At 40.3% G+C, this 14,742-nt stretch carries 14 protein-coding genes and 1 pseudogene; 4 read left to right on the top strand and 11 right to left on the bottom strand.

The features are described from left to right. Positions 1 to 80: 80 nt before the first annotated feature. Entirely contained in the window at positions 81 to 725 is a 645-nt protein-coding gene (gene hisB, locus HEQ19_15620) for an imidazoleglycerol-phosphate dehydratase HisB (protein WYM00726.1), read from the bottom strand. A 76-nt stretch (positions 726 to 801) separates the two neighbouring features. Further along, complete coding sequence (fabI, locus tag HEQ19_15615; protein WYM00725.1) at positions 802 to 1,578, bottom strand: enoyl-ACP reductase FabI; 777 nt, start codon at positions 1,576 to 1,578, stop codon at positions 802 to 804. 377 nt (positions 1,579 to 1,955) lie between these two features. Between fabI and ntcA the strand changes: the two genes are divergently transcribed. The 3 genes from ntcA to HEQ19_15600 all read left to right on the top strand — a co-directional run bounded on the left by ntcA (position 1,956) and on the right by HEQ19_15600 (position 5,264). Then, complete coding sequence (gene ntcA / locus HEQ19_15610; GenBank protein ID WYM00724.1) at positions 1,956 to 2,627, top strand: global nitrogen regulator NtcA; 672 nt, start codon at positions 1,956 to 1,958, stop codon at positions 2,625 to 2,627. Between the two features lie 615 nt (positions 2,628 to 3,242). Beyond that, positions 3,243 to 4,733: a DUF3084 domain-containing protein gene (locus HEQ19_15605; GenBank protein WYM00723.1), complete on the top strand. Its 1,491-nt coding sequence runs from the start codon at positions 3,243 to 3,245 to the stop codon at positions 4,731 to 4,733. 75 nt (positions 4,734 to 4,808) lie between these two features. Next, complete coding sequence (locus HEQ19_15600) at positions 4,809 to 5,264, top strand: pre-16S rRNA-processing nuclease YqgF (protein ID WYM00722.1); 456 nt, start codon at positions 4,809 to 4,811, stop codon at positions 5,262 to 5,264. Between the two features lie 222 nt (positions 5,265 to 5,486). Here HEQ19_15600 and HEQ19_15595 read toward each other — a convergent pair whose 3' ends face one another. The 9 genes and pseudogenes from HEQ19_15595 to HEQ19_15555 all read right to left on the bottom strand — a co-directional run bounded on the left by HEQ19_15595 (position 5,487) and on the right by HEQ19_15555 (position 13,315). Further along, entirely contained in the window at positions 5,487 to 5,750 is a 264-nt protein-coding gene (locus HEQ19_15595; GenBank protein WYM00721.1) for a DUF3146 family protein, read from the bottom strand. Between the two features lie 357 nt (positions 5,751 to 6,107). Next, positions 6,108 to 6,497, bottom strand: a complete 390-nt coding sequence (locus HEQ19_15590) for a type II toxin-antitoxin system VapC family toxin (protein ID WYM00720.1) — start codon at positions 6,495 to 6,497, stop codon at positions 6,108 to 6,110. Positions 6,498 to 6,502: 5 nt separating this feature from the next. Continuing rightward, positions 6,503 to 6,727 carry a DUF2281 domain-containing protein gene (locus HEQ19_15585; GenBank protein ID WYM00719.1) on the bottom strand — a complete coding sequence of 75 codons (225 nt, stop codon included), beginning with the start codon at positions 6,725 to 6,727 and terminating at the stop codon, positions 6,503 to 6,505. A 231-nt stretch (positions 6,728 to 6,958) separates the two neighbouring features. Then, positions 6,959 to 7,102, bottom strand: coding sequence for an element excision factor XisI family protein (locus tag HEQ19_31075; protein WZI67234.1), 144 nt, complete (start codon positions 7,100 to 7,102; stop codon positions 6,959 to 6,961). Positions 7,103 to 7,186: 84 nt separating this feature from the next. Further along, entirely contained in the window at positions 7,187 to 7,522 is a 336-nt protein-coding gene (locus HEQ19_15575) for a XisI protein (GenBank protein ID WYM00718.1), read from the bottom strand. Next, entirely contained in the window at positions 7,510 to 7,926 is a 417-nt protein-coding gene (locus tag HEQ19_15570; GenBank protein WYM00717.1) for a XisH family protein, read from the bottom strand. The genes HEQ19_15575 and HEQ19_15570 overlap by 13 nt, the downstream gene beginning before the upstream one ends. Positions 7,927 to 7,999: 73 nt before the next feature. Further along, a pseudogene (locus HEQ19_31070) lies at positions 8,000 to 8,536 on the bottom strand (GUN4 domain-containing protein). 1,828 nt (positions 8,537 to 10,364) lie between these two features. Then, positions 10,365 to 10,868, bottom strand: coding sequence for a hypothetical protein (locus HEQ19_15560; protein ID WYM00716.1), 504 nt, complete (start codon positions 10,866 to 10,868; stop codon positions 10,365 to 10,367). A gap of 290 nt (positions 10,869 to 11,158) precedes the next feature. Then, complete coding sequence (locus HEQ19_15555; GenBank protein ID WYM00715.1) at positions 11,159 to 13,315, bottom strand: polyribonucleotide nucleotidyltransferase; 2,157 nt, start codon at positions 13,313 to 13,315, stop codon at positions 11,159 to 11,161. Between the two features lie 194 nt (positions 13,316 to 13,509). On the opposite strand from HEQ19_15555, the gene HEQ19_15550 reads away from it, so the two are divergent. Further along, positions 13,510 to 14,715 carry an ISL3 family transposase gene (locus HEQ19_15550; GenBank protein WYM00714.1) on the top strand — a complete coding sequence of 402 codons (1,206 nt, stop codon included), beginning with the start codon at positions 13,510 to 13,512 and terminating at the stop codon, positions 14,713 to 14,715. The last annotated feature ends 27 nt before the right edge of the window (positions 14,716 to 14,742 follow it).

Here is a 14,742-nt window from a genome sequence, read left to right as displayed (position 1 = left end):
AAGACGGGCTATGCCTGCTATTGCTGTTTGAATCCAGAATCCCTGAACTTTCAAGGGAGGATGTCAACGCGAGTAATAGCCTACAAAACTCCCTTAGAACTGGGAATCATTCCAGCCCGACGGGAGTCAATTTCCACCGCCATCCGCATTGCTCTGGCAAAGGCTTTAAATGTAGCCTCAATAATGTGATGGGAATTAATCCCATCCAGCTGACGAATATGCAGTGTCATTTGGCTATGATTCACCAGGGCTACAAAAAATTCTCGCACTAACTGAGTATCATAAGTTCCTACCCGCTGGGTGGGAATTTGCAAGCCGTAGCTGATGTGGGGGCGTCCGGAAAAGTCAAGTGCGACTTGAATTAAAGCTTCATCGAGGGGCGCAAGGAAATTACCAAAGCGGACAATGCCTTTTCTGTCGCCTAGGGCTTGGCTTAAAGCTTTTCCTATGGTAATACCCACATCTTCGTTGGTGTGGTGGTCGTCAATTTCCCAGTCTCCTTTGGCTTTGACATCCAAGTCAAATAGCCCGTGGGAGGCTATTTGATGCAACATATGATCTAAAAATGGAATTCCTGTTGCTGCCGTGCAGATGCCTGTACCATCAAGGTTAATTGTGACTTGTACGTCAGTTTCGCCCGTAGTGCGATGAACACAGGCGATGCGAGGCGTAAAGTTTGACTGGTCTTGGTGTGAGAAATTTATTTGGCGATCGCTGATTTGCATAGCTAATGGGGACTGGGGATTGGGGATTGGGGATTGGGTGAGAAGAAATAACTAATGATTCTTACCTTTTGCCTGACTACATCCCCATGATTTCATATCCTGCATCCACATACAGGACTTGCCCAGTAATTCCACTGGACAAATCACTACATAAGAAAGCTGCGGTATTGCCTACCTCTAGCTGAGTGACTGTGCGTCGCAGGGGAGCTACTTGTTCGACATGATGAATCATATCTAAAATCCCTCCCACTGCACTAGATGCTAAAGTGCGGATGGGACCTGCGGAAATAGCATTGACTCGAATATTTTGTGGACCTAGTTCCGCAGCCAGATAACGCACACTGGCTTCTAAACCTGCTTTAGCAACTCCCATGACGTTATAATTGGGAATTGCTCTGACACCGCCCAAATAAGTCAGGGTGACGATACTACCCCCCTCCGTCATCAACGGTTTAGCCGCACCACTCAACTGCGCTAAGGAGTAGGTGCTAATTTCTAAAGCGGTGTTAAACCCAGCCCTTGAGGTTTGGCTAAAATCCCCACTTAGGTCGTCTTTATTGGCAAAGGCCAGACAATGAATGAGGATATCTAGTTTTCCCCATTTCTCCCGGATCGATTCAAAGGTAGACTGGATTTGATCGTCATTTTGGACATTACAGGGGAGGAATAAGCTGGGATTTAGGGGTTCAACCAGTTCTGCGACTTTTTTCTCCATCTTACCTCGCTCATCTGGCAGGTAGGTAATGCCCAAGTTAGCGCCTGCTTGATGCAATTGTTGGGCGATTCCCCAGGCAATCGAGCGGTTATTTGCAATACCTGTAACCAGAGCGTTTTTGCCAGTCAGATTTAGCATAGCAATTGTTAATGTGATCAATCATTAGGAGCATACTAGAATCTGACCCTAGTTTGTCTTAGTTTTATCCGGGATTTGCAAAATGATTATTGGTGAGGGGGTTTACTGACAGAAAATTACTGATGATTCGTGAAGTTATTCTCAAGATATCTTAATTTTCTCTTCAAAAAAACTTTCAAATACAGCTAGTATAAGTACTTTTCAACAAAAACTAGCTAAAAATATCGTCAATTATGTATCATGATAAACAAATGACTATGAAGAATTGATTTGGAGTATAGGAAAGTACAGAAAGGTTGACGGTGTTTTATTGAATTTTCAGGTGTATTCTTAGGTAATCAGTTTTTGTTTTTTCGGCATTGGGTAGGGGAAGGTAGATGATCGTGACACAAGATAAAGCCCTAGCAAATGTTTTTCGTCAGATGGCAACCGGAGCTTTTCCGCCAGTTGTCGAAACGTTTGAACGCAATAAAACAATTTTTTTTCCTGGCGATCCTGCTGAACGAGTTTATTTCCTTTTGAAGGGTGCTGTTAAACTTTCCAGGGTCTACGAAGCGGGAGAAGAAATAACGGTAGCACTGCTCCGGGAAAATAGTGTTTTTGGTGTGTTGTCACTGCTGACGGGAAATAAGTCGGATAGGTTTTACCATGCGGTTGCATTTACCCCTGTAGAATTGCTGTCAGCGCCAATTGAACAAGTCGAGCAAGCACTTAAGGAAAATCCCGAATTATCGATGTTAATGCTGCGGGGTCTGTCTTCGCGCATTCTGCAGACAGAGATGATGATTGAAACTCTCGCTCACCGAGATATGGGTTCCAGGTTAGTGAGTTTTTTGTTGATTCTCTGTCGCGATTTTGGTGTTCCTTGTGCCGATGGAATCACAATTGATCTCAAGCTATCTCATCAGGCGATCGCTGAAGCAATTGGTTCTACTCGCGTTACCGTTACTAGGTTACTCGGTGATTTGCGTGAAAAGAAGATGATTTCTATCCACAAAAAGAAGATTACTGTGCATAAACCTGTAACTTTAAGTAGGCAATTTACTTAGGGAATTCCCAACAATAAAAACAACTGTTTGAAGTTGTTGACAGTTAACGGTTGACGGTTGACGGTTGCGTTTTTTCTCTGAAAATCCCTGAAAATCAATTGAGATTTGAAACTGTTGAATGTGAACAGTAATCTCAGAGGATGTTTGAAAAGTCTTGTTGATTACCCAACAGCTTGAATAACCTAACCCCCGTTCCCCTACAAGGATACCGCTGGTGAATGGTAGGTTTAACTCCTCATCCCACGGAAAAAATCAGGGTTATTGGGGTGATTGGATGATCTTTCGGGGCGCAAGGCCTTGCGCCCCTACCCACAATCGTCCACAGATAAGGGTAAGCGAAACCCAGAGGACGTGGTACAATACAGTTGGTACGGTAAAAGGTAAAACCCTGGAGACACGACCAAGAATATATTAGTAATTATTAGTGATTTACTATATTACTAATTTTTTTTACTAGAGTGTTCGTAGGCAAAAGTTCCAACGACACGCTGAGAACGCCAGTTTTTCTGGTAACGCTATTTTTTAGCGCAAAGTTTCCCCAACTATAACCTTCAGGTTTAGTTGGGATGCGTTCAAAGTAGTAGGCTGTATCTGGAAGCGTTTCGGTAGCAGTAGATGACCACCGGGTACATCCTTATTCTGGCAATTTTAATTTTGGGAGGTATGCTCGCCACCGTTGGTGATCGTATTGGCACACGGGTTGGCAAGGCACGCCTCTCACTGTTTAACTTGCGTCCCAAAAACACCGCTGTACTAGTGACTATTTTTACTGGTACGTTGATTTCGGCCTCAACCCTAGCGATTTTATTTACTGCCGACGAAGGATTACGAAAAGGGGTTTTTGAGCTAGAGGATATTCAACGGGACCTCAGGCACAAGCGTGAACAGCTAAAAACCACGGAAACTCAAAAAAGTCAGGTAGAGATTCAACTCAACCAAGCAAGAAAAGAACAAGCTCAGGCTCAACAAGACTTGCAAGTAATTAATCAGTCCTTACAGGCGGCGAATGCTAAACAACAAGCAACGCAAGCCCAACTGAATCGCACTATTACCCAACAAGCCCAAACTCAATCTCAACTCCAACGCACGCAAAGCCAGTTAGGTCAAGTTGTAGCTCAGTATCAAAAAGCGATAAATGAACTGCAAAGCGTTTACGATGAGAAAGATAGTTTGCTGGCGGAAATTGAACGACGGAAACTAGAACGTCAACGACTTTACGCTGAAGCTAAAAAAGCTATTGATGAAGCCAAAACAGCCATCGAAAAACGCGATCGCGAATTGGCTAACAGACAACAAGCAATTGAACAGCGGGATAAAAAAATTGCTAACCTAGATGGACTAATTCAAAAGCGCAATCTCGAAATTGCAGCGCGAGAACAAGTGATAGCTAAACGAGAATCTCGCCTTAAAGAATTAGAAAAACAACAGAACTATCTCGAACAAGAAGTAGCAAGGCTGGAAAAATATTACCAGTCATATCGTGATTTACGCTTAGGTAAGCTGGCTTTGGTTCGCGGTCAAGTCTTGGCGGCTGGTGTGGTTCAAGTTAGCCAGGCGTCCGCTGCTCGTCAGGCGATAATGCAAATTTTACAAGAAGCTAACCGCAATGCCAGCATGGAATTATCTGAACCAGGGACAAATCCCTCCAATGTCGATATCCTGCGCGTTCCCCAGGATAAAATTGAGCAATTAATCAAGCAGATTAATGATGGGCGAGAATACGTAGTGCGAATTTTCTGTGCTGGAAATTACGTCAGGGGAGAAAAGCAAATCGAATTTTTTGCTGATACAGCGCGAAATCAACTCGTCTTTTCAGGAGGACAGTTACTGGCTACAACTACTGCTGACCCCAAAAATATGACATCTTATCAGCTACGACAACGGCTGGATTTATTAATTTCAGCTTCGCAATTTCGCGCCCGAAATGCAGGCATAATTGAAAATGTGCAAATCGATGGTACTTTTCTCCGCTTTGTCGCCCAACTCAGGCAATCTGAGCAACCTTTGGAAATCAAAGCGATTGCTGCAGAAGACACTTATACAGTCGGTCCATTGAAAGTAAAACTATTGGCAATCCTAAATGGAGAAGTGATTTTTAGCATGTAAGCCAATTAGCTTGATATTAATAACTTTTTAACAGAGCTATCCATAAAATTTAAATAAAATTTAAGTGTATTTGATATGACCTTACGTGAATTTTCACCGACACAACCTGTTATCTTGGGATTCGATCCAGGTAGAGATAAGTGCGGTGTAGCGGTGATGGGACTAGATCGGCAACTGTACTATCATCAAGTTATACCTGCAAATGAGGCGATCGCGACGATTGAGACACTGCGTCAAAAGTTTCCCATTTCTTTAGTAGTGATGGGCGACCAAACAACAGCCAAGCAGTGGAAAAAACAATTATCTCAAGAATTAACAGATGCGTTAAATATTATTTTAGTCGATGAGCGCTACACAACCTTAGAAGCACGCGATCGCTATTGGCAGATGTACCCACCCAAAGGGCTAACGAAGCTATTACCTCACGGTATGCGACAGCCACCACGACCAATAGATGACATTGTAGCCATTCTCCTAATCGAGAGATACTTAAATCGCCTAATAGAATCACGAATGAGGAGTGAGGAGTGAGGAGTGAGGAGTTAGGAGTTAGGAGTTAGGAGTTAGGAGTGAGGAGTGAGGAGTTAGGAGTTAGGAGTTAGGAGTTAGGAGTTAGGAGTTAGGAGTTAGGAGTGAGGAGTTAGGAGTTAGGAGTTAGGAGTTAGCAGTTAGGTGACAAATGACCAATGACAAATGACAAATGACCAATGACAAATGACAAATGACAAATGACAAATGACAAATGACAAATGACTAAAGTTCTGCCCGAATAGTAAAAGCATAGTCGCCTCCAGGCTCTAGCTGATAATCTTGTTGTTCCAAGAAGCGACCTAGGGGTTCTTTAATTAAAGCGCGACCTTGGGAAGGTTTAACAGACAGTTCTCCCCGGCGAAAATGCCACTGGAACTGCCACTCATAGTTACCCGCACTCACTTCGCCCTCAAGGAAGCCGTGTTGCCAAGATTGACGGGTAATTCGGACATGGGCTGTGGTTTCTGGCAGGCGTTTAGCACTCACAATGCTTGATGTCAAGTAAGAAATCAAAGCTGACCACGTAGGTTACTTCTTTTATTTAACAAACATAGCTTAAATTGACCAAAAAGCGAGACGCAAGCCCCTGGCTTTAGACATGGGGATAAGTCGGTAGGAACTTTTAAGTTCCGTAAAACGATTGTGTGGCTTGGGCCACAGTGGTATAATTGAACAGCAAATTGTGAGTAAGAACAACCATCTGCGCGTTGATTCATCCTAGTACGGAGCAATCCCGGCAACGGACATATCCAACTTGATTTGGAATAGTTAAAGGGCAAATAATGGCAGGATGTTGAGCGTACCTAACTGGCGTTGTGATAGTGATTAAGTAATAATGATTAATTAGTTTAAAACATTAATAATAGGATATTGAAGAATTTTTTGATCAACTGTAATAATTGTTAAGTCATGCTGAATCGCTTGGCAAATTATCAGACGATCAAACGGGTCACGATGTAGAGGTGGTAATTTAATTAATTGTGCAATACTTTGTTCATCAATAGATAGGCTATCAATTTGATGACGGATACGTTGTTTTGTTAAATAGATTTCTGGAGATTGAGGAAAGGAAAGTTTTCCTAGTTGATATTTGATGATGGCTTCCCAAATAGATGCAACGCTTAAAAATATGTTATTGTTAGGGTCTTTAATCTCTGCACAGAATTGCCTTGAAAGTTGAGGATCACCATTCAAAAACCAGAGAAAAATATGAGTATCGAGGAAAAGTCGCATAATTTTTATAAAGGGTTTTCAAAGTCCTGTAAGATTTCATCGGGTAATGGATCGTCAAAGTCAGCAGGAACAGTAAATTCTCCCTCACAGAGGGCGTAGGGTCTAGGCGTTTTTTGTTCTTTTTGTTGATTTCTTCGATTTTGGGTAAACAATAAAAAATCAAGCAATTCTTCGACTATTTCTTCAGGGACTTGTTGGATTTCTTGAATGAGTCTTTCTCTGGTTGTCATTAGATTGTCTCCTGTGATAGTGAGATTATAAGTTTTTGGTTTTTGCAATGTATGGCGATCGCCAATTAATAGTTGATTAATAATTGTCCATGATTCATTAACACCATAATTAGTATAGCGATTCTCAGTTAAGTGAGGTACAAAATTGTATCACGCGGTGTAGGGGCACGGCAATGCCGTGCCCCTACGGGTGTACCTTACTAGGGCGAGAAACGCTATACAAGGACGTTTCTAAGGGGGATGCAAACCTAAAATAATATCTGAAGCGGGAACTCCTTTTTCAACCAATTCTTGACCGATATCAGCTTCTGTCATATTATGTTGAATCCAGATTTTGCCGTCTTTAATATCTAAATGAATATAACAGGCATAAATACAATTTAGTCCTTGTCAGCCAAGATAAAGAATTTGATAATGATCATGTTCTGTATTAAAAATGAGTTGACATTCAATTATACTTTAAGCAACGCCATAGCCTGTATAAGGACGTTTATAGGGTGGTTGTAAACCAAAAACAATGTCCTCTTTTGGCACTCCCATGTTTACGAGTTGTTCAGCTAAATCTGTTTCTGTCGTATTTTGCTGAATCCAGATTTTGTTATCTTTGATATCAAAATGAATCACACTATGATAAATCCGGTTTAAACCATTCCAACCAACACGAAATAATTGATAATGATCATGAATGGTATCAAAAATCAATTCATTATCTATTTCATCATATTTAGGTTTAAATTGACTGTGTTCCTGGAGTATGGTTTGAATATATTGACGATAATTCTCTAAATTTGCCATTTGACAATTACCTCCATTATAGGATTATATACTATGATTTTAACTTTATGTCTTTCTACTGCAATCCTAGCAAGTCGAGTTTGAAAGAAGGATTTATAAGTTTCTTCGGGAACTGCTAAATATAATACTCGTTGTGATTCAGTCTCTTCTAACATTATTTGATAATTGAGAAATTGTCCTAATGCTGTATGAAATTCACTTACTGCTGAGTTACTAGCAAAACTTTTGATTTCTACAGCAATTTTTTCTTCTCCTTTTTCCGCTGCGATTAATCTTTCTGCACCTAAATCAATTTTCAAGGTTGTATCTTCTAATTCTACCTCTAATGGATCATCTGTAATTATCCATCCTTCTTTTGATAGTCCATTAACAACTGCTTGATGAAATAAGTCTCTAGCTGACATGGATATTTTAGTATTTGCTCTATTTTAGTAATATCAGAATTTTTCTGAATGACTTAGTAATTTTCTGTAACCTTTAAATGTTACAGTTTACAAGTCTCCACACGAGAGAAAAGAACAAGCCACAACGTTCCCGTTGATACAATTCCACCGCCACTATGGTTCCTAAACCATACAGTATTAGCCCCAAACCATACTTCCGCATATCCCCTGTAATCTTTGACCCCTGTAAAATTCCCCCAGGGAGGTGTCCTTCTGGTCCTTCTATATCAACAACAAAAGTTATAAAAAACAATTTTTCCCATCCTATCTTGTCATAGAAAGCTTCCCAGATTTTCCCATTGTAGTTCATTGCTCCACCTAAACTTTGATAAATTCGTTTCTGCACAGAAAACCCGAATCTACCATTACTGTACTTTACCCACAACTGGTCAATCGTGCGGAGGTCTTCACAGGGAAAATTATCAATACTCCGACTATCTATCCAACCTTCTTTTTCCCGTTTTGCAACTGCTAACATTACCCTTTCTGTTTCCTTGTCTGCTTCTTCCCACTTCCCCGCAGCAAGTAAATCTTGCAGTTTTGTATAGTCCATCCCTACGGCTGACTTTAGTGGTATCAAAGAACTAGCGGCTGGTTTAACTTCCTGCTGTTTTTGAGCTTGTAGTTTAGCTTGCTCTGCGGCTTTTTGTTCTTCTAGTTGTTTAGCTAGAACCGCCATATCCTCCTGAAGTCTCACTTCAACAAGCATACGACTAGCATCAGGATGTCCATAACTTTGAGCTTGTTCAAAATCAGCAATGGAACGCTCATAGTTACCATTTTGTAAATGATAAATGCCGTCATTATAGAAATCATCAGCTTCTTTCCGAAGTTCCACGATTTTGCTCAATAAATAATCTACTTTTCTCACTCCTTCTGTATCTTTACATCGTGTAAAACACTCTTTTAACTTCTCAAAATATTCTCTATCTTGGAAGGATAAAACTGAGCGTGTAGCCTCTAATAAATTATTATTATTTGCTATCACACCTCGCAATTGCAACCAATACCGAACAGAATAATTTAACTTTTCACTAGCCCAAGATTTATCAGGTAAATGACTTAAACTATGAGCAAAATCTAAAACTAATTCAGGAATCCAAGCAGAACGATCATTTTCAAAAGATTGATAAACTCCTTGATAACCTGATACAATTGTGTCAATTATTTGCGGTTCTAATCCATCTTCAATAAACTTAGGTAATAACTGGGGTAATAATGGTGTCACATCATGATAAATCAGATAGTGAATATCAATTATCCAGCCCGCAAATAGAGTATGAACAGTAATCAAAAACTGACAAAGAGCGTCAAAATCTTTGTTATTTAATTTGTAACGACGCGGTAAATGGCTAATATCAAAATCAAAACTTTTGAGTTGTTCTTCCTCTTCTAATATCTCTAAATTGTAGGTATCAGGCTCGTTAATTACTTTAGGATTCTTTCCCTGTTGAATTAGCATATCTCGCGCTGATTTCCACTTTCTTGCTCGTGCCTTAGCTGAATCATACATAATGTCCATATAAGGTAATCGAGCCAATACAGTTTCATATCTGTAAATAGTTTGTCCGTATCCCCAATAAGCTATACGAAAATTAAGATAATCCCCTTCAATTTCTGATTCTAAAATTAAAAGAGGCTCAGATTTTAGCATTTTAAAAAGCACTTGGATACTAGAGCCACCATGATATTTATTACTATCCCAAGCTCCATCTAATAATTGAACAGGTCTAATTTGACTATTCAGATGATAGTTTTTATCTAAAAATTGTCGTAAACCCTGAGCTAAAGTATTCTCCATTTTTGGTAAACCTTGAGTCGCACTGCCAAATTTATCAAAGTTCACCTCTGGAGGAGCAATAATTACTTTCAAAGGAGGGCGATTATTATTAATGTGAGAATCGAGAATTAAAGACGGAACAATTCTCAGCGGCCAATGTTCAAAAATTTTATTAACTTCTGGTAATGCAAGGGCTGTTTCTCGCTGTTTAGCTGCTATTTTTAATTGAGTTTCACGGGTAAACTCTGCTAACTCTAGTTGTAGTTGTTTTTGTCTGTCAAATTGCTCTAACTCAAATGCTTTTTTTAGTTCGTTTCTAAGATGCTCTAATTTTAATTGTGTTTCCTGATTTTTATCGGCTACTTTTAATTGAGTCTGCTGATTAATATAACTTGTCGCTACTTGTGCCACTACTTGAAAACCACCAGAAATTAAGCTGGAAAAAATATCTTTCATGGGTGATTTCTCCGGCTGATGTGGTTGTGTTGGAATTGGCGAATCAGACATAAAATTTATGAGGAAGAATAAAATTGAATTTTCAAAAAATATGCCAACTTCGATATAATAAAGATTGCTATATTTACCGAAGTTAGCAGATATTAAAAGCAGACAAATCTAATTATTGGTTAAGATTTTCAGCCGCTTTTTGATGGTAATAGTCCGCCTCTTTTTGCAATGAATCAGCCATATCAAAAGACCCCTCACTTGCCCAACTTGCGGCTCTATGCTCGTAATCTTTTGCCCAAGCTTCATTATGAGCCGCTTCGGCATAATTTGGTGTCGCCTCACGAGGTATCACCTCAGTATGAAAATTGCTTGTGGATAAATGATTTTCAAAACTAGGCGTTTCAATATAAACAGAATTGTGCAAGTGATCAAAGTTCGACTGGAAATCAGCACCAGAAAAAGAAACGCAATCAGAATGTAAAATTGTGTTTGGATGCAAATCGGTTAAAAAACTGTGAGAATGTTGGTCAATCCCCTGAGAGATTGGTTCAACATGACTGGAATAACTTGAGTTTAAATCGTGATTGATCTCAGATAAATTCTGCGCTGTATGATCAATAACCGCATCTGGGAAATGATGAGTATCGACGATTTCCCCATGATTTAATGCGTCCATCTGATTAACCCTTTAGTTAGTAAAATATAGTATAAAATAATTATACCTGTAATTACTGAGTTAAAATAGAGCAATACTACTTGAATGTTGCTCAGTATACCGAGATTTAACCTTTGATTTGACGGTGCTTCCACTGAGATACCCCATGTGTAAACGCATGGGGTTCTAACTCACGGAGCGAGTTTCATTTACCCTAAACTGAAAAAAGACTCGCAATTCATCTCATCGCTCATCTGATTACAGATAGAGCGAGAGGCTTCTTGCTATTTTAGCTAAAATCCCAAATCGATTTACCGATTCACTGCTGCAGCTTCCCGCGCCGCAGCTGCTTGATCAGGATGGATACCCAAGCGAGTGAGATTAATCCGACCTTTGTTGTCAATTTCCCGGACTTTCACAATCACTTCATCGCCAACGGCTACTTCATCCTCAACTTTGCCCACGCGGTAATCAGCTAGTTGAGAAATGTGGATCATTCCTTCCTTTCCAGGGAGAAATTCCACAAATGCACCTATAGGTATAATTCGAGTTACACGTCCTACGTATACATCGCCTTCGTGCAGTTTGCGAGTCATACCTTGGATGATGTTGCGGGCTTTCTTGGCCTTGTTTTCATCCACAGCAGAAATCGTTACAGTGCCATCATCCTCAATGTCAACTTTAGCACCCGTTTCTTCAGTGATGCCCTTAATTGTCTTGCCTCCGGGTCCAATAACTAGACCGATCATGTCTGGGTCGATCTTGATCGTCAACAGCCTGGGAGCATAGGGTGAAGTTTCGATGCGTGGTTGATCGATAGTCTGGAGCATTTTGTCCAGAATGTGCAAGCGGGCTGATTTGGCTTGATGGATGGCTTGAGCGATGACATCTAAAGACAGACCAGATATTTTCATATCCATTTGCAAGGCGGTAATCCCTGTGTCTGTGCCGGCGACTTTAAAGTCCATATCGCCCAAAAAGTCCTCAATACCCTGAATATCTGTCAAGACGCGGACTTCTTCACCTTCTTTAATCAAACCCATTGCTGCACCGCTGACGGGTTTGGTAATTGGTACACCCGCATCCATTAAGGCGAGGGTGGAACCGCACACCGAACCCATTGAGGTAGAACCGTTGGAGGAAAGCACTTCCGAGACGACACGAATCACGTAAGGAAATTTTTCTTTCGACGGTAGTACAGGTAACAGCGCTCGCTCCGCTAGGGCACCGTGACCGATTTCCCGCCTTCCTGGGGCCCGCATTGGCTTGGTTTCGCCGACGGAGAAGGGTGGGAAATTATAATGATGTAGGTAACGTTTGCTTTGATCTATTTGTAAATCATCATTGAGGTTTTGAGCATCTCCCGGTGTGCCGAGTGTACAAGCAGATAATACCTGGGTTAGTCCCCGGTTAAATAAACCACTACCGTGTACTCGCTTCGGTAAGACATCGACCAGACAAGAAACTGGGCGGACTTCATCGAGTTTGCGACCGTCAACGCGAACATTGTCTTCGATGATTTGACGGCGCATGAAGTGTTTGGTAATGTCTTTAAAAGTATTACCAAGTGCCTTGCTGTTTGCGGTTGCGGCTACCCGGATGGGGTCTTCTTCTGGAAGTTCAGTGATCGCTATTTCAATTGTTTCCTTAACTACATCCAAAGCAGCGTCCCGCTCTGGTTTAGTTAATTCAAATTGCGCCAAAATTTTCTTAATCTCAACGCTAGCGCGATCGCTGATGAAGTTTTCCAGTATGGGATCTACTTCCGGCGGTACTGCTTGTATAATCTCCAGACCTAGTTCAGCAATTAAATCTTCCTGGGCTTTGATTAAGTCGCGTACTGCTTCGTAGCCAAAATCAATCGCCTCGATGATATCTCGCTCTGGTAGCTGATTGGCTCCCGCCTCTACCATGATCACACCATCTGGTGAACCTGCTACTACTAGATCTAACTCTCCGGCTTCAATTTCCGCATAGGTCGGGTTAATAATGAAATCATCTCCCACTAAGCCTACCCGCACTGCTGCCATTGGTCCGTAAAACGGAATCTGGGCAATTAGGGTAGCAATTGAAGCACCTGTAACCGCTAACACATCGGGTGGTACTTGCTCATCCATTGACAAAGTCAAAGCGATAATTTGCAAGTCATCCCGCAACCATGAAGGGAACAAAGGACGCAGGGGACGGTCAATCAGACGACTAGTAAGAATTGTTTTTTCTGGTGGGCGACCTTCACGCCGCATAATCCCGCCGGGAATCCTACCTGCAGCATACAGTCTTTCTTCGTAATCTACTGTGAGGGGAAGAAAATCAATGCCTTCTCTGGCTTGCGATCGCGTAGCCGTCACCAAAACAGCTGTGTCCCCTGATTGTATCAAAACCGACCCACCAGCCTGGGGAGCTAACAGGCCTACCTTCAGTCGAATATCCCGTCCGTCGAAGGATATTGACTTATCAACTTCTGCCATTCAGTTTTTTTTCCTTCTATGCACGCTATTCTCTCTCTGTGGCAATCCTAACATTTATGCACTATGGCTGGCTTTAGTTACATACAAAGATCAACAACTTTCACTAGTAGCAAAGCGGTTCTTGGGTACTTAGCGTGCTAAAATGTTAAGATATTTTTTAATAATGTTTAATAAAATAAATTATGAAACGAATAATGACTCAACTCCTAAATTTGCCTGAAGTATTAGTAGAATCAAGCCTACAAGAGGGTCAAGTCCTAATTCTATCAGTAGGTAAAAAAGCGAAAAGTGCATCGTGCCCACACTGTGGTCAAAACTCAAGACATTTACATCAAAATCAAAAATGTTTAGTGAAAGATTTACCGATGGGGGATTTTGAAGTAATACTGAATGTCAATAGACGAAGATTCAAGTGTAAAAAATGCCGAAAAACATTTAATGAAAAGCTAGATTTTCTAGGAGCAAGAAAGAGGTATACATACCGATATGCGGAATATATTATCAAACAAGTGATTAATAGTAATGTAAGTAATGTGGCAAGAAATAATGGACTAACTAATGAAGAAGTCATATCAATGCTTGAAGATGTAGCTAAAAATGTGATGCCAATAGATGTCAAAGATTTAAGAAGATTAGGAATAGATGAAATTAGTTTGGTCAAAGGACAAGGAAAATTTATTGTCGTGCTAGTAGATATAGATTCAGGTAAATTGATAGGTTTAGTAAAAGAAAGAAAACAAATTGAAATCAAAAAAACCATGAGAATGTGGGGAGAAAAAGTTTTGTCACAAATAGAAGAAGTAAGTATTGATATGACAGGCAATTATAAATCTTTAATTGAGAAGATTTGTCCAAACGCCCTTGTAACGGTAGATAGGTTCCATGTTACTAAATTAGTACATGAAGAATTAAATCGAGCTAGGATAGCAGAAAAGAAAATAGCATCTGAGTTAAATGCCCCGGAAAGAAAAAAAGTATTTGAAAGTTTAAAAGGAAATAAATTTACAATTCTAAAAGCCGAGAATAAGCTCACCGAAAAGCAAAAAGATAAATTAAATAGAATTAAACAAGCTTCTCCTTTAATAGCTAGAATGCATTCATTAAAAGAAGATTTTCACAATTTATTTGAAGACAATAAAAATGTGGTAACGGGAACGCTAGAATTAATCAATTGGTTAAAAAAAGCTGAACCATATTATCAAAGAAGTGTGCAGACAATTAAACGGTGGTTTGGAGAAATAGTCGGATATTTTGAACGAAGGACTACCAGTGGAGTAGTAGAAGGAATAAATAATAAACTGAAGTTAATAAAGCGAAGTGGATTTGGATTTAGAAACTTTCGTAATTTTGAGATTAGAGCTTTACTTTCTTGGCATTATCCTATCAATTTAGCACGCTAAGTACGCAAGAGCCAGCAAAGCACGGTA

The sequence above is a fragment of the Gloeotrichia echinulata CP02 genome (assembly GCA_038087035.1).
GTDB lineage: Bacteria > Cyanobacteriota > Cyanobacteriia > Cyanobacteriales > Nostocaceae > Gloeotrichia > Gloeotrichia echinulata.
This window is presented reverse-complemented; position numbering and strand designations above follow the sequence as displayed.

What these genes read in the sequence shown, in the direction of transcription:
- hisB (WYM00726.1), bottom strand. Translation starts at nt 725, where the DNA reads ATGCAAATCAGCGATCGCCAAATAAATTTCTCACACCAAGACCAGTCA.
- fabI (WYM00725.1), bottom strand. Translation starts at nt 1,578, where the DNA reads ATGCTAAATCTGACTGGCAAAAACGCTCTGGTTACAGGTATTGCAAAT.
- ntcA (WYM00724.1), top strand. Translation starts at nt 1,956, where the DNA reads ATGATCGTGACACAAGATAAAGCCCTAGCAAATGTTTTTCGTCAGATG.
- HEQ19_15605 (WYM00723.1), top strand. Translation starts at nt 3,243, where the DNA reads ATGACCACCGGGTACATCCTTATTCTGGCAATTTTAATTTTGGGAGGT.
- HEQ19_15600 (WYM00722.1), top strand. Translation starts at nt 4,809, where the DNA reads ATGACCTTACGTGAATTTTCACCGACACAACCTGTTATCTTGGGATTC.
- HEQ19_15590 (WYM00720.1), bottom strand. Translation starts at nt 6,497, where the DNA reads ATGCGACTTTTCCTCGATACTCATATTTTTCTCTGGTTTTTGAATGGT.
- HEQ19_15585 (WYM00719.1), bottom strand. Translation starts at nt 6,727, where the DNA reads ATGACAACCAGAGAAAGACTCATTCAAGAAATCCAACAAGTCCCTGAA.
- HEQ19_15575 (WYM00718.1), bottom strand. Translation starts at nt 7,522, where the DNA reads ATGGCAAATTTAGAGAATTATCGTCAATATATTCAAACCATACTCCAG.
- HEQ19_15570 (WYM00717.1), bottom strand. Translation starts at nt 7,926, where the DNA reads ATGTCAGCTAGAGACTTATTTCATCAAGCAGTTGTTAATGGACTATCA.
- HEQ19_15560 (WYM00716.1), bottom strand. Translation starts at nt 10,868, where the DNA reads ATGGACGCATTAAATCATGGGGAAATCGTCGATACTCATCATTTCCCA.
- HEQ19_15555 (WYM00715.1), bottom strand. Translation starts at nt 13,315, where the DNA reads ATGGCAGAAGTTGATAAGTCAATATCCTTCGACGGACGGGATATTCGA.
- HEQ19_15550 (WYM00714.1), top strand. Translation starts at nt 13,510, where the DNA reads ATGACTCAACTCCTAAATTTGCCTGAAGTATTAGTAGAATCAAGCCTA.